Annotated in this window: 20 protein-coding genes; 7 read left to right on the top strand and 13 right to left on the bottom strand. The window is 64.6% G+C overall.

Annotated features, from left to right (window positions below; genetic code table 11):
- Positions 1 to 77 precede the first annotated feature (77 nt).
- The 4 genes from CAG31_RS22125 to CAG31_RS22110 all read right to left on the bottom strand — a co-directional run bounded on the left by CAG31_RS22125 (position 78) and on the right by CAG31_RS22110 (position 3,704).
- Complete coding sequence (locus tag CAG31_RS22125; protein WP_085585168.1) at positions 78 to 962, bottom strand: alpha/beta fold hydrolase; 885 nt, start codon at positions 960 to 962, stop codon at positions 78 to 80.
- 308 nt (positions 963 to 1,270) lie between these two features.
- The gene (locus CAG31_RS22120) at positions 1,271 to 1,963 is read right to left on the bottom strand and encodes a pseudouridine synthase (protein ID WP_085585166.1); all 693 of its coding nucleotides are present in this window, start codon (positions 1,961 to 1,963) and stop codon (positions 1,271 to 1,273) included.
- Between the two features lie 33 nt (positions 1,964 to 1,996).
- Positions 1,997 to 2,224, bottom strand: a complete 228-nt coding sequence (locus CAG31_RS22115; protein ID WP_085585164.1) for a cysteine-rich CWC family protein — start codon at positions 2,222 to 2,224, stop codon at positions 1,997 to 1,999.
- Complete coding sequence (locus tag CAG31_RS22110; RefSeq protein ID WP_085585162.1) at positions 2,217 to 3,704, bottom strand: sensor domain-containing diguanylate cyclase; 1,488 nt, start codon at positions 3,702 to 3,704, stop codon at positions 2,217 to 2,219. The genes CAG31_RS22115 and CAG31_RS22110 overlap by 8 nt, the downstream gene beginning before the upstream one ends.
- A gap of 242 nt (positions 3,705 to 3,946) precedes the next feature.
- On the opposite strand from CAG31_RS22110, the gene CAG31_RS22105 reads away from it, so the two are divergent.
- On the top strand, positions 3,947 to 4,180 hold the full coding sequence (locus tag CAG31_RS22105; protein ID WP_085585160.1) for a hypothetical protein: 234 nt from the start codon (positions 3,947 to 3,949) through the stop codon (positions 4,178 to 4,180).
- A gap of 178 nt (positions 4,181 to 4,358) precedes the next feature.
- Positions 4,359 to 4,793, top strand: coding sequence for a hypothetical protein (locus CAG31_RS22100; protein ID WP_085585158.1), 435 nt, complete (start codon positions 4,359 to 4,361; stop codon positions 4,791 to 4,793).
- A gap of 65 nt (positions 4,794 to 4,858) precedes the next feature.
- Here CAG31_RS22100 and CAG31_RS22095 read toward each other — a convergent pair whose 3' ends face one another.
- Positions 4,859 to 5,971 (bottom strand): enoyl-CoA hydratase/isomerase family protein, encoded by a 1,113-nt coding sequence (locus CAG31_RS22095; RefSeq protein ID WP_085585156.1) that lies wholly within the window; start codon positions 5,969 to 5,971, stop codon positions 4,859 to 4,861.
- Positions 5,972 to 6,103: 132 nt separating this feature from the next.
- Between CAG31_RS22095 and ung the strand changes: the two genes are divergently transcribed.
- Entirely contained in the window at positions 6,104 to 6,796 is a 693-nt protein-coding gene (gene ung, locus CAG31_RS22090; RefSeq protein ID WP_085585259.1) for a uracil-DNA glycosylase, read from the top strand.
- A 45-nt stretch (positions 6,797 to 6,841) separates the two neighbouring features.
- On the opposite strand, the gene CAG31_RS22085 is transcribed toward ung, so the two are convergent.
- Genes CAG31_RS22085 through CAG31_RS22065 form a run of 5 tightly spaced genes read right to left on the bottom strand, consistent with a single transcriptional unit; the run spans position 6,842 to position 12,212 of the window.
- The gene (locus CAG31_RS22085) at positions 6,842 to 7,876 is read right to left on the bottom strand and encodes an AbrB family transcriptional regulator (protein WP_085585154.1); all 1,035 of its coding nucleotides are present in this window, start codon (positions 7,874 to 7,876) and stop codon (positions 6,842 to 6,844) included.
- Entirely contained in the window at positions 7,869 to 9,383 is a 1,515-nt protein-coding gene (locus CAG31_RS22080; RefSeq protein WP_085585151.1) for a tripartite tricarboxylate transporter permease, read from the bottom strand. The genes CAG31_RS22085 and CAG31_RS22080 overlap by 8 nt, the downstream gene beginning before the upstream one ends.
- 1 nt (position 9,384) lies before the next feature.
- Positions 9,385 to 9,843: a tripartite tricarboxylate transporter TctB family protein gene (locus CAG31_RS22075; protein WP_085585149.1), complete on the bottom strand. Its 459-nt coding sequence runs from the start codon at positions 9,841 to 9,843 to the stop codon at positions 9,385 to 9,387.
- 59 nt (positions 9,844 to 9,902) lie between these two features.
- Positions 9,903 to 10,880: a tripartite tricarboxylate transporter substrate binding protein gene (locus CAG31_RS22070; RefSeq protein WP_085585147.1), complete on the bottom strand. Its 978-nt coding sequence runs from the start codon at positions 10,878 to 10,880 to the stop codon at positions 9,903 to 9,905.
- A 39-nt stretch (positions 10,881 to 10,919) separates the two neighbouring features.
- Positions 10,920 to 12,212 (bottom strand): OprD family porin, encoded by a 1,293-nt coding sequence (locus tag CAG31_RS22065; RefSeq protein ID WP_085585145.1) that lies wholly within the window; start codon positions 12,210 to 12,212, stop codon positions 10,920 to 10,922.
- Between the two features lie 237 nt (positions 12,213 to 12,449).
- Here CAG31_RS22065 and CAG31_RS22060 point away from each other — a divergent pair, with 237 nt between their 5' ends.
- Together CAG31_RS22060 and CAG31_RS22055 are read left to right on the top strand one after the other, a co-directional pair.
- Positions 12,450 to 13,121: a response regulator gene (locus tag CAG31_RS22060; protein WP_085585143.1), complete on the top strand. Its 672-nt coding sequence runs from the start codon at positions 12,450 to 12,452 to the stop codon at positions 13,119 to 13,121.
- Positions 13,114 to 14,499: a sensor histidine kinase gene (locus CAG31_RS22055; protein WP_085585141.1), complete on the top strand. Its 1,386-nt coding sequence runs from the start codon at positions 13,114 to 13,116 to the stop codon at positions 14,497 to 14,499. The genes CAG31_RS22060 and CAG31_RS22055 overlap by 8 nt, the downstream gene beginning before the upstream one ends.
- Positions 14,500 to 14,565: 66 nt before the next feature.
- Here CAG31_RS22055 and CAG31_RS22050 read toward each other — a convergent pair whose 3' ends face one another.
- Both CAG31_RS22050 and CAG31_RS22045 read right to left on the bottom strand, forming a co-directional pair.
- Entirely contained in the window at positions 14,566 to 15,387 is an 822-nt protein-coding gene (locus CAG31_RS22050) for an HDOD domain-containing protein (protein WP_085585139.1), read from the bottom strand.
- 34 nt (positions 15,388 to 15,421) lie between these two features.
- Positions 15,422 to 16,363, bottom strand: coding sequence for a folate-binding protein YgfZ (locus CAG31_RS22045; RefSeq protein WP_085585137.1), 942 nt, complete (start codon positions 16,361 to 16,363; stop codon positions 15,422 to 15,424).
- A 149-nt stretch (positions 16,364 to 16,512) separates the two neighbouring features.
- On the opposite strand from CAG31_RS22045, the gene CAG31_RS22040 reads away from it, so the two are divergent.
- On the top strand, positions 16,513 to 16,767 hold the full coding sequence (locus CAG31_RS22040) for a succinate dehydrogenase assembly factor 2 (RefSeq protein ID WP_085585135.1): 255 nt from the start codon (positions 16,513 to 16,515) through the stop codon (positions 16,765 to 16,767).
- A complete protein-coding gene (locus tag CAG31_RS22035; RefSeq protein ID WP_085585133.1) occupies positions 16,751 to 17,203 on the top strand; it encodes a protein YgfX in 453 nt (150 codons plus the stop codon). The genes CAG31_RS22040 and CAG31_RS22035 overlap by 17 nt, the downstream gene beginning before the upstream one ends.
- On the opposite strand, the gene nadB is transcribed toward CAG31_RS22035, so the two are convergent.
- Positions 17,172 to 18,788 carry an L-aspartate oxidase gene (gene nadB / locus CAG31_RS22030; protein ID WP_085585131.1) on the bottom strand — a complete coding sequence of 539 codons (1,617 nt, stop codon included), beginning with the start codon at positions 18,786 to 18,788 and terminating at the stop codon, positions 17,172 to 17,174. The genes CAG31_RS22035 and nadB overlap by 32 nt on opposite strands.
- Positions 18,789 to 19,228: the final 440 nt, after the last annotated feature.

Genomic DNA, 19,228 nt, shown 5'->3' with positions numbered 1-19,228 from the left:
TCAGTCGCGGGCAAGCGCTGCGGGCGTGAAGTCGGTAAAGGCTTCAGTGGCGCAGGCTTGCTCGCGGTGACGCTTTTTCAGATGGCCAATGCATGGTAGTCCTGGGCGAACGCGTTGCGCGCGCGGCTGCTGTGCTGCGCAGGTTTCAGGAAACCCAGCAATGCCTTGCGGCTGCCTTCGCAGGCGGCCTTGTGTTCCATGTCGAGGAAGTGGCCGGTGGCCTGCAGCGTGCTGAAGGTGCTCAGCTGCACATGGTTGCCGAACAGCTTGGCGTCCACTGCCGAGGTGTACTCGTCCCATTCGCCGTTCATGAACAGCACCGGCACGTCGATCTGCTTGGCGGCGCGCAGGTAGCAGTCGCGGTCGTTGTTCAGCACCTCGTTGATGTGAAAGTGCATCTGCCCGTATTCGTGCTCGGCCAGGCTGCTGACGTGGCGGTAGTTGAAGCGCTTGAACAGCGACGGCAGGTGCTTGCCGATGGTGTTGTTCACCAGATGGCCGACGCGGTCGCGGTCCAGGTTGCCGAGGTGTTCGACGCCGCGTTCGAGGTAGTCGCGCATCGGTTCGTTGATTACCGGGGAGAACGAGCTGATCACGGCCCGTTCGATGCGCCGGGGACGATGCGCCAGGGCCATCATGGTGGCGGCGCCGCCCCAGGAGAACGACAGCACATGCTCGGCGGCGAAGTGGTCGATCAGCTCCAGCAGGATCTGGGCCTCGACTTCCTTGGTCAGCATCCTGTCGTGGCGGTTGTGCGCTTTGGAGCGGCCAGCGTAGGGCTGGTCGTAGCAGACCACGTTGAATTGCGGGTGCAGGTTCTTGACGGTTTGCGCAAACGACGCAGTCGTGGCCATCGAGCCGTTGACCAAGATGATGGTCTTCTCTGCGGCGTCTGCGCGATAGAACTCCGTGTAAACCCGATACTGACCCTGTATATCCAGCACAGCGATTTCTGGCCTCATGTCATAAGACTCCTGGCAAGCGGGTATGCGCGCAAAAGATTGCACGAGCTTTGTGACAGGTAGGCATACGCCTGGAATTTTGCGGGCCCATGTCGATCCGTTACGGCAGGTCGACGGGTGTTGTTATTGGCGGGCGATTTGCCGGGGGAGGCGGAGCCTTGGGCTCTCTGCCGGCAAAAGGTTTCTTAGAAGTATGTTGTGACTCGTCGGTCACATTTTGGCCGACGTCCTGATTCAAGCAGGGGGATCAGGATCGCGCAAGTGCCGTCGGTAATTTGTTCGACAACTTCTGCTGAGCGGTCGCAGGCTTAGAACAAATGGATCTCTTCGGTGCGCAAAGCGCGGTACTCGCCCGGTTTTAGCGCATCGTCCAAGTGCAGCGGGCCCATGGATTCGCGGTGCAGGCGCAGCACTTTGTTGTTGAAATGACCGAACATGCGCTTCACCTGATGGTAGCGGCCCTCGACGATGCTCAACCGCGCCGTCTTCGGACCGATCACGTCCAGCACCGCCGGCTGCGTGGTCAGGTCTTCGAAGGCGAAGTAGATCCCCTGGGCGAATGTGCTCGCATATTCCGGGCCGATTTCCTGTTCGGTCTCCACGTAGTAGACCTTCGGCAGTTTGGTCTGCGGCTGGGTGAGGCGCCGCGACCAGGTGCCGTCATTGGTGATCAGCATCAGCCCGGTGGTGTTGAAGTCCAGTCGGCCGGCGATGTGCAGGTCGTCCTTGTCCGCTTCCAGGATCAGATCCAGCACGGTCGGGTGCTGCGGATCGCGGGTGGCGCTGACGCACCCAGGCGGCTTGTGCAGCATGAAGTAGCGCGCCGCTTTGCCGGCCTGCAGCACTTCACCGTCCACCTCGACGCGGCTGAACTCCAACACGTCGCTGTGCGGGTCGCTGACGACTTTTCCGTCGATGCTCACACGCTTTTCCACCAGCAGCAGGCGAACTTGCTGACGGTTGTAGCGGGGCAGGTTGCTGAGGAAACGATCGACGCGCATGGTCAGGAATCGGTGGGCACAGGGGCGCGCATCTTACGGGATCGGCGGCCCGGACGCTTGCAGTTGCGCTTCGACCTGCGCGCAACGCGGGCACAGGCAGGCGCGGTCGCGCAGTTCGGGCGGCAGGGCCTGGAGCACCGCCGCATCGATGGTCACGCCGTAGCACCAGCAGGCGCGGTCGGCGGTGCGCGGGTCGGCCAGGGTGCAGTCGTTGCGGGCACCGCAGGCCGGGCAGAGGTCGGGAGGAGGAAGGTCAGGCATAGGTCGAGTGGGGCATTTCCATGCAGGTGCGGTTGCGGCCGGTTTGCTTGGCCCGGTACATCGCATGATCGGCCCGGGACAGCAGACTGTGCAAGGTGTCGTCCCGTTGCAGGGTGGTGATGCCGATGCTGACGGTCAGGTTCAGGGCATGGCCGTTGTAGGCATATTCGTGCTGCTCGACATGCCGACGGATTTTCTCGGCAATTTTCTGACCGGTGGCGCCGTCGGTGTCCTTCAGCAAAACGATGAATTCCTCACCGCCCCAGCGGCAAACGATGTCGGAATGGCGCAGGCAGCTTTGCAGGTCGCGGGCGAAGCCGATCAGCACTTGGTCGCCGGCCATGTGGCCGTAGGTGTCGTTCAGCGCCTTGAAGTGATCCAGGTCCAGCAGCAGCGCGGTCAGCGGTTTCGGTTCCCGCTGCGCCTCGTGCAGGGCCTGCACGGCAAGCAGGTCGAAGCCGCGCCGGTTCGGCAGTTCGGTGAGGCTGTCGAGGGTGGCCTGGGCGTGGATCTTTTCCTGGAAGCGGCGGATCACCCGGTTGAGCAGGGCCAGTACGATCAGCGTCACCAGCAGGCAGATCAGCAGATTGAGGTACAGCGACTGGCGGATTTCGCTCAGGGCGCCGTCTTCGCGCTTGTCGACGAACAGGTACCAGTTGAGCTCCGGGATGAACCGCACGTTGAGGAAATGTCCCAGGCCGTGGGCGGAATATTCGTAGCTGCCGCTGTGGGGCTTGGGCAACTGGCTGACCAGGTTCTTCATGCTGTCCAGGTCGTTCAGGCTTTTGCCGGCGCGGGCGCCTTCCGGGCCGCCTTCGGCGCCGGTGAGCACCAGCCGGCCGAAGGTGTCGACGAAGTACACACTGCGCTGGTAGCGCTGCTGGTACTTGTCGATCAGCTTGATCACCGCGTCCACCGTCAGCCCCACCCCGGCCGCGCCGATGAAGCGGCCGTGGTAGTCGTAGACCTTGTAGTTGATGAAGAAGGTCATGTTGTCTTTGTTGGCCAGGTCCGGGTCGACGTTGATCTCGTACGGATCCTTCATGTCGCGCACGCGGAAGTACCAGGCATCGCGCGGCTCATCGATTCGCACCTGCTTGAGCACGCCTTTGGCGTGGTAGTAGATGTGAGTGCTGTTGGAGACGAAGAACGCGGTGTAGGCGCCGTAATGGGTCATGACCTCGTCGAGGTAACGGGTCATCTGGTCGGTGTCCTTTTCACCGTTCACCACCCAGTCACGCATGAAGGTGTCGCGGGACATCATCGACGAAATCAGGATCGGTCTGACGAGGTCTTTCTGGATTTCCGAGTAGACGGTGTCGGACGTCAGCGGCAGTTCGGTGTTGACGATGTTGTCGCGGATCGAGGTGCGCGAGGCGTAATAGCTGAGCAGCGAAGTGGCCAGGAAACCGGCGCCGAGCAGGATGACCACGGTCATCACCAGCGAGCGTTGGGAGTACAGCGCGGATCTGAGCGGCATGGGCGATTCCCTTGGCGGTGACCTGATGGCAGGCATTCTAGTGGCACGGCGGGAGAAATAGCTGCCTCTGTGCGAACCGAATCCGATTCGCAGGAAACTTCGTCCGTTTTGGCCTCTCGCGCAGACGTCTGCGCCACTGATCCGAACCTACGGCGGCATCGGCACTTGAGGGGCGCCAACCAGTCAAAAGAGTGTCGGCCGGATTCCTTCGTCGTCGGTCGCAGGTCTTTCAGGAGGCCATCATGTTTCGTCGAATCCTGCTGGGTCTGTTGCTCGGTCTTGGTTTGTCGGGATGCTATTACTACGCCGGCACCTACGATGCCTATTCCGCCCCTTACTACTATCCCGGCTACTACTCGCCTTACTCCTACGGCGGGTACTACGGCCCGCGCTACTACGGCGGCGCCCGCTACTACTATTACGGCGGCCACGGCCCCGGTTATTACCGTGGCGGATACCACCGCTGGCACCATTAATCACCCCGTGAATCGGGCCGTAGAAGATGAACAACCTTTCATCGGCTACGTGTTTCAAGTTGTTACCGAAGCGCACCAGATTCCGAAAACGCTGTCAGATCATTCGTCAGTCACCGAATAAACGACTGACGCCTGCCAGCGTCGCTGGCGTGGCCCACCCGCGGTCCAGGAGGCCGCCATGTATCGCCGAATTCTTCTGCTTGCCGTGATGCTGTTTTCCATTGGCGGATGCGTCCCATATTCCTACGGAGATGGCTACTACAGTTCGGAGGTCTACACGTCCCAGTCGCCGTCGTACTACACCAGTGGTGGCACTTACTACAGCGGGGGCAGTACCTATTACTCTGCTCCGCGCTACTACCAGCCGGCTCCCCGCTATTACTCTGCTCCGCGCTACTACCAGCCGGCTCCCCGCTATTACTCGGCGCCGCGCTATTACCAACCGGCCCCGCGCTACTATTCGGCGCCGCGCTACTACGAGAGCCGGCGCTGGCACGACAATGACCGCGGACGCTGGGACGGCCATCGCGGTGGCTGGGATAACCACCGGGGACGGGGCGACCATGACCGTCACGGCGACCGGGGTGACCACAACGGTCGCGGTCGCTGGTAATTCACCGCAGCAAAAAGCGGCGCATTGAGCGCCGCTTTTTTTGTGTCCGCGATTGACCCCGGGCCTCAGTAAGCCGACAGATCCGCCAGCGGATGCCGCCCCTCCCAGACCTTGTGAAAATGCGCCTCCACCACCGCCTCCGGCACGCGACTGACATCCGGCCAATGCCAGTGCGGCTTTTGGTCCTTGTCGATCAGCCGCGCCCGCACCCCTTCGCTGAACTCCGGGTGGCGGCAGCAATTGAGGCTCAAGGTGTATTCCATCTGAAAGACTTCCGCCAATGACAAGTGGCGGGCGCGGACGATCTGTTCCCAGACCAGGTGCGCCGTCAGCGGCGCGCCTTCGCTCAGGGTCTTCGCCGCACGGGCGATCAGCAGGTCGCCGCTGTCGCGTTGCAGGGTGATGGCTTTCCAGGCACAGGCCACATCGCTGACGTCCAGCAGTTCGTCGATCTGCCGGCGCCTCGGCAGCCACTGCGCGTCGGGCATCTGCGCTGCCGCCTCCTGCTGCAGGGCCTTGAGCAGGCTGTTGAGCTGCATGGCGGTTTGTTCCTGCCAGTTGAGCTGCAGCAGGCGCTCGATCAGTTCCGGTTGCTGTTCGTCGAGCAGGAAACGGTCGGCCAGGTCCAAGTCCAGTGCATCGCGGCCGTTCATCTGTGCGCCAGTGAGGCCGAGGAACAGGCCAAGCTTGCCCGGCAACCGCGACAGGAACCAACTGGCGCCGACATCCGGGTACAGGCCGATGCTGATCTCCGGCATGGCCAGGCGGCTGCTCGGCGTGACGATGCGGGTGCCGGCGCCCTGTAGCAGGCCCATGCCGCCGCCGAGCACGTAGCCGTGGCCCCAGCAGATCAGCGGCTTGGGGTAGGTGTGCAGGCTGTAGTCGAGGCGGTATTCGGCGTTGAAGAACTGCGCGGCCAAGGGCGGCACTTCACCGGGGTGGGCGCGGCAGGCCTCCACCAGGCTGCGCACTTCGCCGCCGGCGCAGAACGCCTTGGCGCCGTTGCCGCGCAACAGCACGCAGACGATTTGCGGATCCTTGGCCCAGGCGCTCAGTTTGTCGCTCAGGGCGTGGATCATCGGCAGGGACAGCGCGTTGAGCGACTTTTCGGCATCCAGGGTGGCGATACCCAGGCGGGCGCCGTCGGTGCCGGTGCGTTCTTCGAAGTGCAGGTTCATCGTGACCTCGATCGGGAATTTGAGCGTTCAGTATGATCGCTGTACGGGAAAGTGCCGGTTCCGTGTCAGATCAATTGACAAGCGTTGTCGGCTTTCCTAGGGTTCGCCCCATTGTTTTTGCCGGGTATGACCATGACTGCTGACGACCGTATCAAACTCGAACCGAGCTGGAAGGAGGCACTGCGTGCCGAGTTCGACCAGCCTTACATGGCGGAGTTGCGCACTTTCCTGCAGCAGGAGCGGGCGGCCGGCAAGGAGATCTATCCGCCGGGGCCGCTGATCTTCAACGCGCTGAACTCGACGCCGCTGGACAAGGTGAAAGTGGTCATCCTCGGCCAGGACCCGTACCACGGCCCGGGCCAGGCCCACGGTCTGTGCTTCTCGGTGCAGCCGGGCGTGCCGGCGCCGCCGTCGCTGGTCAACATCTACAAAGAGCTCAAGCGCGACCTGAACATCGACGTCCCCAACCACGGCTACCTGCAGAGCTGGGCCGATCAGGGCGTGCTGATGCTCAACACCACCATGACCGTCGAGCGCGCCAACGCCAATGCGCACAAGGACAAGGGCTGGCAGTTCTTCACCGACCGGATCATCGAGGTGGTCAGCCAGCGGCAGCCGCACCTGGTGTTCATGCTGTGGGGCTCCCACGCCCAGAGCAAACAGAAGCTGATCGACGCGACCAAGCACCTGGTGCTGACCTCGGTGCACCCGTCGCCGCTGTCGGCCTACCGGGGCTTTCTCGGTTGCGGGCACTTCAGCCGCACCAACAAGTTCCTTGAGCAGAACGGCGAGACGCCGATCCGGTGGCAATTGCCGCCGCTCTGAAATGTGTGTGGCGGGAGCAGGCTCCCTCAACACACGAGGTCGGTCTCATTCGGGGCTGCGGTTCCAGTACCGGAACAACGGCTCCGCGAGAAACAGCACGAACAGCAAGCGCATCACCTGCATCGCCGTCACCAGCGGCACCGACAGCTGCAGGGTTTCCGCCGTCAGGCTCATTTCGGCGATGCCGCCGGGCATCATCCCCAGGGTCAGCGAGCGCAGGTCCAGGTGGGTCAGCGCACTCAATCCCAGCGCCGCCAGTGTGGCGATCAGCATGGTCAGCGCCGTGCCGATCAAGGTACGGCCCATGAACGACGGCGCGCGGCGGAAGAACTGCCGGTTGAAGTGACAGCCCAGGCCGCTGCCGATCAGCCACTGGCCGATCTGGCTGCCGCCGTTGGGCAGGCCGATGTGCAGATCCCAGCCGATGCTGACCGCCGCGCTCACCAGCAACGGCCCGAACAGCCATGGGTTGGGCTGGCGCAGGCGCTGCCAGAGCCAGGCGAGCAGGGCGCCCGCCGGAAACAGCAACGCCAGCCAGCGCCAATCGACGCTGCCGGCGTGGGCAATCGGCGTGCCGTCGCCGAGCAGGTACTTGAACGCCGCCGGCACGCACAGCACCACCACCAGCACCCGCAGGCTCTGCCCCGCCGCCACATGGCTGAGCATCGCGCCGTTGCGGGCGCCGAGGTTGACCATCTCGCCCGAGCCGCCGGGCATGCTGGAGAAGAACGCGGTGGCACGGTCCTCGCCGGTGCGCCGCATCAGCCACACGCCGACCACCGCCGACAGGCTGGTGACCAGCGCCCCGAAGAAGATCAGGCCGAAGTGGCTCAGCACCTGTTCCATCACCAGTGGGGTGAAGTGCAGGCCGATGCCGATGCCGACGATCCATTGGCCGCATTTACGGCCGCCGGGGATTTCAGCCAGTTGCCAGGGCGTCAGGCAGCGCACGAGGATGATCGCCAGGAGCGAGCCGACCATCCACGGCAGCGGCCAGCCGATCTGGCTGGCGACGTAGCCGCCCAGCAGACCGACCAGCGGTGTTCCCCACCAGCCTTTGAGCGATGTCCGGTCAGACATCGGCGATGGTGCGCTGCGCGGCCGAACGTTTGCGCCAGATGCGCAGAAGCGGCACGGCCAGCATGACGGCGGTCAGCACCCAGACGCCGAAGGTGATCGGGCTCGACCAGAGGATGTCCAGCGAGCCGTTGGAGATCGACAGGGCGCGGCGCAGGTTCTGCTCCATCAGGCCGCCGAGGATGAAGCCCAGCAGCAACGGCGACAGCGGAAAATCCAGCTTGCGCAGGATGTAGCCGAAGATGCCGATGCCGATCATCAGGAACAGGTCGAAGGTGGTGGCGTGCACGGCGTAGACGCCGATCCCGGTGATGATGGCGATCACCGGCACCAGCGCCCAGTTCGGCACGGCGAGGATGCGGGTGAAGACGCGGATCATCGGGATGTTGAGGATCACCAGCATCACGTTGGCGATGAACAGCGACGCGATCAGGCCCCAGACGATGTCCGGCTGATCCTGGAACAGCAGCGGGCCTGGCGTAATGTTGTACAGCGACAGGGCGCCGATCATCACCGCGGTGGTGCCCGAGCCCGGAACGCCGAGGGTCAGCATCGGCACCAGCGCACCGCAGGCGGCGCCGCCGATGGCGGTTTCCGGGGCGGCGAGGCCGCGCTTGTCGCCTTGGCCGAACGTGCCGCCGGTGCCGGCGATGCGTTTTTCCGTCATGTAGGCCACGGCGCTGGCCAGGGTCGCCCCGGCACCCGGCAGGACGCCCATGATGAAGCCCAGCACGCCGCAGCGGATGTTCACCACGAACACCGAAGCCGCTTCCTTGAAGTTGAACAGCATGCGGCCGGTGGCTTTCACCGCTTCCTGGCCGTGATGGGTCTTCTCCAGCAACAGCAGGATTTCGCTGATGGAGAACAGGCCCAGCACCAGCACCACGAACTGGATGCCGTCCGTCAGGTGGATGTTGTCGCCGGTGAAGCGGTATACGCCGCTGTTGGCGTCGATGCCGACCGTGGACAGGAACAGGCCGATCAGCGCCGCGATGAAGGTCTTCAACGGCCGGTCGCCGGCCATGCCGCCCAGGCAGACGATCGCGAAAACCATCAGCACGAAGTATTCGGCCGGCCCGAACGCAATCGCCCACTTCGCCAGCAGCGGTGCGAACAGCACCATGCCGCAGGTGGCGATGAATGCGCCGATGAACGAACTCCACGCCGACAGCGACAGCGCCACCCCGGCCAGGCCCTGGCGGGCCATCGGGTAGCCGTCCAGGGTGGTCATCACGGTGGAGGCTTCGCCGGGGATGTTCAGCAGGATCGAGCTGATCCGTCCGCCGTATTCGCAGCCCAGGTACACCGCCGCCAGCAGGATCAGCGCCGACTCCGGCGGCAGGCCGAGGGCGAACGCGATCGGGATGAGCAACGCTACGCCGTTGATCGGGCCGAGGCCCGGCAACAGGCCGACCACGGTGCCGATGAGGGTGCCGCACAGGGCGGTCGCCAGGTTGTAGGGGCTCAGCGCGACGCCGAAGCCCTGACCCAAGTAGCCGAGGGTATCCATATCAGTTCTCCAGTACGTCGAGCAGGCCCAAGGGCAGGGGAACGTCCATCAGACGGTCGAACAACAGGTAAAGACCGATGGCCATCAGGCTGATGATCACGGCGCTGGGCAGCCAGCGCCCGCCGTAGAGCCGGGCCATCGGCACACCGGTGACGATGCTGGCCAGGATGAAGCCCAACGGTTCGAAAGTGCCGGCGAACACCAGCAGCAACAAGGTGCAGAGGCCGATCTTGGTCAGCGTTTCTCGGTCCAGCGGCGGTTCGTCCTCGCTGTGCTTGATCGGCGCGGGGCGGAACAGCATGTACAGCAAGGCTGACCCCATCAGGCCGAGCATCAGCAACGGAAACGCCCGAGGGCCCACGGGTTCGTAGGAAAACGCCGCCTGGTACGGCCAGGCCATCAGCGCCAGGCCGGCACAGGCCAGCAACAGCACCGACGCGAAGATGCGTTGAATGAGCATGGAGACACTCCTGTGCCATGACCCCGCCGGGCAGGGCCATGGTCGCTAGACAGAGACGATCACTGGATCAGGCCGAACTCTTTGGCCAGCACCTTGTAGTCCGCGACTTGCTTCTTCACGTAGGTGTCCAGCTCCGGGCCGGTCATGGCGAAGGGGAACAGCTCGCGCTGATCGCGCAGCTTGGCGAACTCGTCGGAGGCCAGCAGCTTGTCGAAGGAGGCTTTCCACCAGGCGTAGTCTTCGTCGCTGACCTTCGGGCCCAGGTAGAAGCCGCGCACCACCGGCCAGACGATGTCGTAGCCTTGCTCGCGGGCGGTCGGGATGTCTTTCATTTCCGGCTCGTCGAGGCGGTTCTCGGCGAACACCGCCAGCAGGCGCATGTCGCCGCTGAGGATGTGCGGCATGGAGTCGGAGATGTCGGTGCTGCCCACCTGGATGTGCCCGCCGAGCAGGGCGGTGGCGATCTCGCCGCCGCCTTCGAGGGCGACGTAGCGCAGGTCGCGCGGGTTGATCCCGGCGGCCTTGGCGATCAGGGCGGTCTGCATCCAGTCCTGGCTGCCGACGGTGCCGCCGGAGCCGATCACCACGGCGCTCGGGTCTTTCTTCAGTGCCTTGACCAGGTCGTCGAGGGTCTTGTAGGGCGAATCGCTTTTCACCGCGATGGCGCCGTAGCTGGTGCCGACCGCCGCCAGCCATCGCACGTTGGTCTCATCGAAACGGCCGAACTTGCCCTGGGCCAGGTTCAGCAGCGAACCGCTCGACCACGCCACCAGCGTGCCCGCATCGGCCGGACGCTGGGCGACCACCGCGTTGTAGGCCACCGCGCCGACGCCGCCGGGCATGTAGGTCACGCGCATCGGTTTGGTCAGCAGCTTTTCGTTCACCAGCGCGCTCTGCGCCAGTTTGCAGGTCAGGTCGAAGCCGCCGCCGGGGGAGGCCGGCGCGATGCATTCCGGGCGTTTGGGCTCGGCCATCAGCTGGCCGGCGAACACCATGAGGCCGGCGGCCAGAGCGACTTTACGCAGTGATAAGTTCATCTATGTCTCCTTGGGAGTTGTTGTTATGGACGTACTGAATTACCAAAGGGCAACGCTGTAGCTCACCAGCAGACGCACTTCATCGGCATCGCGGGCGGAGTAGTTGGAACGGTAGGTGGCATTGCGCAGGCGCACGGCGACGTCCTTGAGGGCGCCGCTTTGTACTACATATTTGATCTCGGTGTTGCGCTCCCACTCCTTGCCTTCGTCGCCGTTCTTGAGCTGGATGTTGTCGCCGCTCAGGTAACGGGTCATGAAGCTCAGGCCGGGGATGCCGAGCCTGGCGAAGTCGAAGTCGTAGCGGGCTTGCCAGGAGCGTTCTTCGGCGCCGGCGAAGTCGTTGATCTGCACGAAGTTGACCAGGTACGGGTCGCTGCCGTCGACATACGGGAAAGCGCTGTCGCCGGACATGTGCTGGTAGCCGGCGGTGAACTTGTGGCCGCTCAGGGCATAGCTGACCAGGCCGTTGAGCGAACGGTTGTCGATCTTGCCGCCGCGGGCCGCGCCCTGGTCGTCGCTGAGGGCGAACCGCAGGTCGGTGGCGAAGGTGCCGGGGCCCATCGGCTGTGAGGCGACCAGACCGAGGAAGTGCTGGTTGTAGACTTCGGCGAGCTGGGCGAAGTGGTAGCTGCCGGTGATCTTGTCGGTGAACTTGTAGTCCAGGCCGCCGAAATCGAAGTGCTTGCCGGCGACGGTGCCGGCGAAACGGCTGTTCTTGTTGTTGAGGGCGATGTCCTCGAAATCGGTGCTGTCGCGGTCCTTGGCCTTCTCCAGGCGCCCGCCGGTGAAGGTCAGGTTCTTGATCTCCTTGGAGGTCAGCAGGCCGCCTTCGAAGGTCTGCGGCAGGATGCGTCCGTCGTTGGGCTTGAGGATCGGCAGTTCCGGGATCAGGCTGCCGATCTTCAGTTCGGTGGCGGAGATCTTGACCTTGCCGGTCAGGCCGAGCTTGGAGTATTCGTCCGCCGCGCGTCCGTCATCGTGGGTCGGCAGCAGGCCGGTGCCGGTGCGGTCCGGGCTCGAATCGAGCTTGACACCCAGCATGCCCAGCGCATCGACACCGAACCCCACGGTGCCGTCGGTGTAGCCCGACTGCAGATTGAGCATGAAGCCTTGGGCCCATTCGTCCCGCTTGGATTGCTGGGCGCTGGTGCCGTCGCGGAAGTCTCGGTTGAAGTACATGTTGCGGGTTTCGAAGGTGGCGCTGCTGTCTTCGATGAAGTCGGCATGGCTCAGCGGGGAAAAGCCGGCAAGGGCGGCGGCGCTGGCGAGGGCGGTGCGGCTGAAGCGGGAAGGGCGGACAGGCGCGAAGGCCCGGCTCTGCAAGGACTGCATGGATGCTGTACTCCGTTTATTGTTCTTATTGGTCGAAAACGCTTCGTGGCGTTTTTCGCAGCGCTGTGTGCGGCAGCGACGGAAGTCGAAACATTCCGTTACCCGACTCTAGCGGCCTAACCTTTCGCTAACCTTTCAGTTGACTTTCACGGTTTTCGGGCTTCACAGCGGCGGTGGCGGCGGTAAACTCCGCGCCAAAGAGTGGCGTCGGCCACCCCCTGAATGAGGTGAGGATCCATGCGTGTTCTGCTCGTCGAAGACCATTTGCCGCTCGCCGAAAGCGTGGCGCAGGCGCTCAAGGGCACCGGTCTGACCGTGGATGTGCTGCATGACGGCGTGGCCGCCGACCTGGCGCTGGGCAGCGAGGAATACGCCATGGCGATCCTCGACGTGGGCCTGCCGCGCATGGACGGTTTCGAAGTACTGGCGCGCCTGCGCGCACGCGGCAAGAACCTGCCGGTGCTGATGCTCACGGCCCGCAGCGACGTCAAGGACCGGGTGCACGGCCTCAACCTCGGCGCCGACGATTACCTGGCCAAGCCGTTCGAGCTCACCGAACTGGAAGCTCGGGTCAAGGCCCTGCTGCGCCGCAGCGTGCTCGGCGGCGAACGCCAGCAGCGCTGCGGCGTGCTGGCCTACGATCTCGACACACGGCGCTTCACCCTCGGCGAAGAACTGCTCACCCTGACCTCCCGCGAACAGGCCGTGCTCGAAGCGCTGATCGCGCGGCCGGGGCGGGTGATGAGCAAGGAGCAACTGGCGGCGCAGGTGTTCGGCCTGGACGAGGAGGCGAGCCCCGACGCCATCGAGATCTACGTGCACCGCCTGCGCAAGAAGCTCGACGGGCACGCGGTGGCCATCGTGACCTTCCGTGGCCTGGGTTACCTCCTGGAAAGCCGCGATGCATAAGCCCGGCAGTCTGCGCTGGCGGTTGCTGTGGAACCTGGCGCTGCTGCTGGTGGTGCTGATGCTCGCCAGCGGCCTGAGCGCCTACTGGAACGGGCGCGAAGCCGCCGACACCGCCTACGACCGCACGCTGCTGGCGTCGGCCCGCACCATCGCCGCCGGCCTTTCGCAGCGTGACGGCAGCCTCAGCGCCGACGTGCCCTACGTGGCCCTCGACACCTTCGCCTACGACAGCGCCGGGCGCATCTACTACCAGGTCAACGACATCCACCAGAAGCTGATCTCCGGCTACGAGAACCTTCCCGGCCCGCCGCCCGGCACGCCGCGCACCGACAGCTACCCGGCCCTGGCGCGGTTCTACGACGCCACCTACCGCGGGCAGAACGTGCGGGTGGTGAGCCTGCTCAAGGCCGTCAGCGAACCGAACATGAACGGCATGGCGGAAATCCGCGTCGCCGAGACCGACGAAGCGCGGGTCAGCATGGCCCAGAGCCTGGCGGCCGACACGCTGCTGCGCCTGGGCATGCTGGCCGGCGGCGCGTTGCTGCTGGTGTGGTTCGCGGTGAGCGCCGCGCTGCGGCCGCTGGAGCGCTTGCGCACGGCAGTGGAGGAGCGTCAGCCCGACGACCTGCGGCCCTTGCCGCTGGTGCAGGTGCAGCGTGAGCTGTGGCCGCTGGTGCGGGCGCTCAATCATTTCACCGAGCGCTTGCGCGGGCAGTTCGAGCGTCAGGCGCAGTTCATCGCCGACGCGGCGCACGAGTTGCGCACGCCGCTGGCGGCGCTCAAGGCGCGGCTTGAGCTGGGCCTGCGCTCGAACGAGCCGCAGGTCTGGCACGACACCTTGCAGTCCTCGGCGCAAAGCACCGACCGGTTGACCCACCTGGCCAACCAGTTGCTGTCGCTGGCACGGGTGGAAAACGGCGCCCGGGCCATCGCTGAGGGCGGCGCGGAGCTGCTCGATTTGAGCCAGTTGGCCCGGGAGCTGGGCATGGCCATGGCGCCGTTGGCCCACGCCAGGGGCGTCGCGCTGGCGCTGGAGGCGGATCAGCCGGTGTGGCTGCGCGGCGAGCCGACGCTGCTCAACGAATTGCTGAGCAACCTGGTGGACAACGCGCTGGCGCACACGCCGCCGGGCGGCAATGTGATCCTGCGGGTCACGGCGCCGGCGGTGCTGGAAGTCGAGGATGACGGTCCGGGGATTCCGCTGCACGAGCGCGACCGGGTGTTCGAACGCTTCTACCGGCGCAACCAGCAGGTGGCGGGATCGGGCTTGGGGCTGGCGATCGTCGGCGAGATCTGCCGGGCGCACCTGGCGCAGATCACGCTGCATGACGGGGAGCAGGCGGGGTTGAAGGTCAGGGTCAGCTTCATCGCCGGATGAGGCTTTTGAGGATTGACTCTGGAAGGCGGCGCCGCCCGGCGGGAGCGAGCGCCCTCGCCACAGGGGTCAGTAGAACATCGACCGTGATTCTTCCAGGTCTGCGCACATTTCCTTGTTCTCCGTGTCGATCCCCAGCTTGCGGAACGCCGGAACGCTGAACGGGTCGATGCGCGCGAACGGATGCTCGGTGTCCTTGTGGCAGTACAGGCTGGCCACCTGCACCAGATCGACGTAATCGATCTCGGCCGACTCCCGCTTGAAGTCTTGGTACAGCCCCGGCAGTTCGACCAAGCGTTCCGGAAACTCCCAGACACGCAACAGCTTGTCGCCGAGCAGCGGGTGAATGTGGTCGATCACGTGGTTGAGGCTGACAGGATCCGACAGCAGTTCGTAGTGGTCTTCGGCGTAGGTCAGGATCGGCAGGACGCCGATCTGGTGCACCAGTCCGCCGAGGGCGGCCTGGTCGGGCTTGAGCTGGGTGTGGCGGCGGCACAGCGCGTAGCTGACCCCGGCGATCTCCAGGCTCTTGCGCCAGACTTCGCGCATCTTCTGTTCCACCACGTCGGAGCGGGCGTGGAAGATCTGCTCCATCACCAGGCCGATCGCCAGGTTGCTGCTGTAGTTGACGCCCAACCGGGTGATGGCCGTGTGCAGGTCGGTGACTTCCTGCGTCGCGCGCAGCAGCGGGCTGTTGACCACCTTGATCAGGCGCGCCGACAGCGCCGTGTCCCGGCCGATCACCTTGCTCAGGTCGCTGACGCTGATCTCCGGGTCTTCGGCGGCCTTGCGGATCTGCAGGGCCACTTCCGGCAAGGTGGGCAGAACCAGATCATCGTTGTCGATGGCCTCAACCAAATCCTGTTGGACCTTATCCGCCAGCTCGCTCATGTCGTTTCTCTAGGTCTTGCACCAAAGGCCGCGTTCAGCGCTGGATCTCGCGGTCGCGATCCAGTTCGTAAGGCAGGTCGAGCAATTGCAGCGCCGGGCCCTCGAGCGTGCCCAGGTGCACATCGCCCTCGTCGGCGGCTTCGGCTTGCAGCACCGCGAGCAGTTCGATCTTGTGTTCGGCGCGGGCGGCCAGCACCACTTCGCCGATGGAACTGCCGTGGCTCGGCGCAAACAGCGGGGTGCCGGGTTCCGGCAGTTCGCCGGCCTCCAGGCTGACGCGGTACAGACGACGCTTGAGCTTGCCCAGGTACTGCATGCGGGCGACGATTTCCTGGCCGGTGTAGCAGCCTTTCTTGAAGCTCACGCCACCGACGGCCTGCAGGTTGAGCATCTGCGGAATGAACAGCTCGCGGGTGCTCGGCATGACCTGGCCGATGCCGGCGCGGATCTGGCCCAGCAGCCAGCCGTTCAGGTCGCCTTCGGCCAATGCGGCGGACAGACGGGCCTTGATGGCGTCCGCCTGATCGGCGGGCACCCAGAGCTCGGCGCGATCCGGCGAGACGCGAACCGCGATCAGGCCTTCGTGGCGCGCCACGCTGTCGGTCTCGGCCGGCAGGGCCAGGCCGAGACCGTTCAGGGCCGCGTCCCCGTTAACCAGGCCAAAGCGCACCCAGGCTGCGCTTTCGTCGGTCAGTTTGGATTTGGAGAACACAGCGTACTTTTTCAGGTCCGCCAGTTGCGGCTCCAGCAGTTCGCCGGCCATCGCCATCAGCACGCCGTCGCCTTCGAGCAGGATGCGGAAACTGGACTGCATCCGGCCCTTTTGCGTGCAGCGGGCACCGAGGCTGGATTGGCTGTCGCTCAGGTAGTTGATGTTGCAGGTCAGCTGGCCTTGCAGGAACTTGCCGGCATCCGCGCCGCGGACCGCGAGAACGCCTTCATGTGACAGGGTGCAGAAAAAAGCAGAATCGGCCATGGGTCATCGCAGGGTAAAGAGACTGGGGCACATCATAAGGGGGGCTCGTTGAAATGGATAGTTCATAAAGGATCGGTGGTGGCCGACCAAAGCCGACTGTTCGGCACGCGCCCGGCCTGTATACTTGCGGCCTATTTGAGGAGCGCTCCATGGTCGAACAAGTTGAACTGAACCGCCTCTTTTGGCACAGCCGCCGCGGCATGCTCGAGCTGGACGTGCTGCTGGTGCCGTTCGTGAAAGAGGTCTACGCGAACCTGAACGACGTGGATCGCGCGCTGTATGTCCGCCTGCTCGAATGCGAGGACCAGGACATGTTCGGCTGGTTCATGGAACGCAGCGAGTCCGATGATCCGGAACTGCAGCGCATGGTCCGCATGATCCTGGACCGTGTCCAGCCCAAGTGAAACCTTCGAATGCCGCTGGCAGGCCTCAGGGCAACTGCTGGCGGCGTATCTGCTGACCCAGGCGTTCGCCCTGGGAGCCGTCTTTTGTCTGTCCGTGCCGCTCTGGGCCAGTTTGCTGGGGGCTTTGGCCTGTCTGGGCCATGCCGCTTGGGTGTTGCCGCGTCAGATTCTTCTCAGCCATTCCAAGGCCTTCAGCGGTCTGCGCCGCGACGCGCAGGGTTGGCAGTTGTGGAACCGCGCCGATGGCTGGCAGCCGGTGCAGTTGCGGCCGGACAGCCTGGCGCTGCCGCTGATCGTGGTGCTGCGTTTTCGTCTGCGGGGCGAGCGGCGCACACGGTCGGTCTGCGTGCCCCGGGACGCGCAGGCGGCGGATGTGCACCGTCGCCTGCGGGTACGCCTCAAGTTCAGCCGGCGTAGGTGGGCGGCACCAGAATAGTGTCCAGCGCTTCGGGCAGCAGGTCCGGGTAGTCGAGGGTGAAATGCAGCCCGCGGCTTTCCTTGCGTTCCATGGCTGAGCGGATCATCAGCTGCGCCACCTGCGCCAGGTTGCGCAGTTCGATCAGGTCGCGGCTGACCTTGTAGTTGCTGTAGAACTCGTCGATCTCGTCCAGCAGCAGGCGCACGCGGTGTTGGGCCCGCTGCAGGCGCTTGTTGGTGCGCACGATGCCGACGTAGTCCCACATGAACCGCCGTAGTTCGTCCCAGTTGTGCGCGATGATCACGTCTTCGTCCGAATCGGTCACCTGGCTGGCGTCCCAGGCGGGCAGGGCGCTGGGCACGCTGACGTCGGCCAGTTGGCCGAGGATGTCGGCCGCCGCCGAGCGGGCGTAGACGAAACACTCCAGCAGCGAGTTGCTGGCCATGCGGTTGGCGCCGTGCAGGCCGGTGAAGCTGGTTTCGCCGATGGCATAGAGGCCCGGCACGTCGGTGCGGCCCTGCTGGTCGACCATCACGCCGCCGCAGGTGTAGTGCGCCGCCGGGACGACCGGGATCGGTTCTCGGGTGATGTCGATGCCGAATCCGAGGCAGCGTTCGTAGACGGTCGGGAAGTGGCTTTTGATGAACGCTTCGGGCTTGTGGCTGATGTCCAGGAAAACGCAGTCCACGCCCAGCCGCTTCATTTCATGGTCGATGGCCCGGGCCACGATGTCCCGGGGCGCCAGTTCGGCGCGCGGGTCGAAGCGCTGCATGAAGCGCTCGCCGTTCGGCAGCTTCAGGTGGGCGCCTTCGCCGCGCAGGGCCTCGGTGATCAGGAAACTCTTGGCTTGCGGGTGATACAGGCAGGTGGGGTGGAACTGGTTGAACTCCAGGTTCGCCACCCGGCAACCCGCCCGCCAGGCCATGGCGATGCCGTCGCCGCAGGCGCCGTCGGGGTTGCTGGTGTAGAGGTAGACCTTGGCCGCGCCGCCGGAGGCCAGGATCACGAACCTGGCGCCGTAAGTGTCGACTTCGCCGCTGCGGCGGTTGAGCACGTAGGCGCCGAGGCAGCGGTCGCCGTCCAGGCCCAGTCGGCGTTCGGTGATCAGATCGACGGCGACCCGCTGCTCCAGCAGTTCGATGTTCGGGCGTTCCTTGGCCTGGGCCAGCAGCGTCGTGAAAATGGCCGCGCCGGTGGCGTCGGCGGCGTGGATGATGCGCCGGTGGCTGTGGCCGCCCTCGCGGGTCAGGTGGAATTCGAAGCCGCCGTCCTCGCCGCTGGCGTGTTCGTCGCGGGTGAAGGGCACGCCTTGATCGATCAGCCACTGGATCGCTTCGCGGCTGTGCTCGACCGTGAAGCGCACCGCGTCCTCATGGCACAGGCCGCCGCCGGCGTTCAGGGTGTCGTCGACGTGGGATTCGACGGTGTCGGTGTCGTCCAGCACGGCCGCAACGCCGCCCTGGGCCCAATAGGTGGAGCCGTTGGCCAGATCGCCCTTGCTCAGCACGGCGATGCGCAAATGGCCCGGCAGGGTCAGCGCAAGACTCAAACCGGCAGCGCCGCTGCCAATGACCAGAACATCGTGTTGGAACTGTTGGCTCATTTCAGGATTCCGCTCAAAGCGACCCGGGTCGGGGGTGGCGCAAGACAGCTGGATCGGCACGTCGGGGCCGCCACACAGCCCACTAGTATATAGAGGGGGGGATCGGCACAATAGCCGGGCCGATATGGCATTGTGAAACTACCGTGACGGGAAAATCCGAACGTTTCGTCGGATGCCTTTTTGGCAGACTTCGCAAAAAGACGGCTGTATCGGGGATGAAACATACTTTTTCCGCTCATGGTCGCCCAATGTCGGTATGGCGCGGCTATAAATATTTGGAACTTTTGCCAAGGGCCCAAGATCAATAGACAGGTGCCTGAGACAAGGGACAGTGTCGGCTTCGAAGCGGAACCTGAGGTCGGGTTCCTGCCGGCGAACCGATGACAAGATTATTCGCGCAGCCGGTTCATTCCGCGCTGCGTTTTTCGTGCGTGCCTAAT

The sequence above is a fragment of the Pseudomonas sp. R25(2017) genome (assembly GCF_002112565.1).
In the GTDB taxonomy this organism is placed as follows: domain Bacteria; phylum Pseudomonadota; class Gammaproteobacteria; order Pseudomonadales; family Pseudomonadaceae; genus Aquipseudomonas; species Aquipseudomonas ekonensis.
This window is presented reverse-complemented; position numbering and strand designations above follow the sequence as displayed.

Bases quoted from the DNA above. Each gene is read 5' to 3' on its own strand.
- CAG31_RS22050 (WP_085585139.1), bottom strand. From the start codon at position 15,387: ATGAGCGAGCTGGCGGATAAGGTCCAACAGGATTTGGTTGAGGCCATC.
- ung (WP_085585259.1), top strand. From the start codon at position 6,104: ATGACTGCTGACGACCGTATCAAACTCGAACCGAGCTGGAAGGAGGCA.
- CAG31_RS22045 (WP_085585137.1), bottom strand. From the start codon at position 16,363: ATGGCCGATTCTGCTTTTTTCTGCACCCTGTCACATGAAGGCGTTCTC.
- CAG31_RS22070 (WP_085585147.1), bottom strand. From the start codon at position 10,880: ATGAACTTATCACTGCGTAAAGTCGCTCTGGCCGCCGGCCTCATGGTG.
- CAG31_RS22040 (WP_085585135.1), top strand. From the start codon at position 16,513: ATGGTCGAACAAGTTGAACTGAACCGCCTCTTTTGGCACAGCCGCCGC.
- CAG31_RS22080 (WP_085585151.1), bottom strand. From the start codon at position 9,383: ATGGATACCCTCGGCTACTTGGGTCAGGGCTTCGGCGTCGCGCTGAGC.
- CAG31_RS22085 (WP_085585154.1), bottom strand. From the start codon at position 7,876: ATGTCTGACCGGACATCGCTCAAAGGCTGGTGGGGAACACCGCTGGTC.
- CAG31_RS22060 (WP_085585143.1), top strand. From the start codon at position 12,450: ATGCGTGTTCTGCTCGTCGAAGACCATTTGCCGCTCGCCGAAAGCGTG.
- CAG31_RS22115 (WP_085585164.1), bottom strand. From the start codon at position 2,224: ATGCCTGACCTTCCTCCTCCCGACCTCTGCCCGGCCTGCGGTGCCCGC.
- CAG31_RS22095 (WP_085585156.1), bottom strand. From the start codon at position 5,971: ATGAACCTGCACTTCGAAGAACGCACCGGCACCGACGGCGCCCGCCTG.
- CAG31_RS22110 (WP_085585162.1), bottom strand. From the start codon at position 3,704: ATGCCGCTCAGATCCGCGCTGTACTCCCAACGCTCGCTGGTGATGACC.
- CAG31_RS22075 (WP_085585149.1), bottom strand. From the start codon at position 9,843: ATGCTCATTCAACGCATCTTCGCGTCGGTGCTGTTGCTGGCCTGTGCC.
- CAG31_RS22120 (WP_085585166.1), bottom strand. From the start codon at position 1,963: ATGCGCGTCGATCGTTTCCTCAGCAACCTGCCCCGCTACAACCGTCAG.
- nadB (WP_085585131.1), bottom strand. From the start codon at position 18,788: ATGAGCCAACAGTTCCAACACGATGTTCTGGTCATTGGCAGCGGCGCT.
- CAG31_RS22055 (WP_085585141.1), top strand. From the start codon at position 13,114: ATGCATAAGCCCGGCAGTCTGCGCTGGCGGTTGCTGTGGAACCTGGCG.
- CAG31_RS22100 (WP_085585158.1), top strand. From the start codon at position 4,359: ATGTATCGCCGAATTCTTCTGCTTGCCGTGATGCTGTTTTCCATTGGC.
- CAG31_RS22065 (WP_085585145.1), bottom strand. From the start codon at position 12,212: ATGCAGTCCTTGCAGAGCCGGGCCTTCGCGCCTGTCCGCCCTTCCCGC.
- CAG31_RS22125 (WP_085585168.1), bottom strand. From the start codon at position 962: ATGAGGCCAGAAATCGCTGTGCTGGATATACAGGGTCAGTATCGGGTT.
- CAG31_RS22105 (WP_085585160.1), top strand. From the start codon at position 3,947: ATGTTTCGTCGAATCCTGCTGGGTCTGTTGCTCGGTCTTGGTTTGTCG.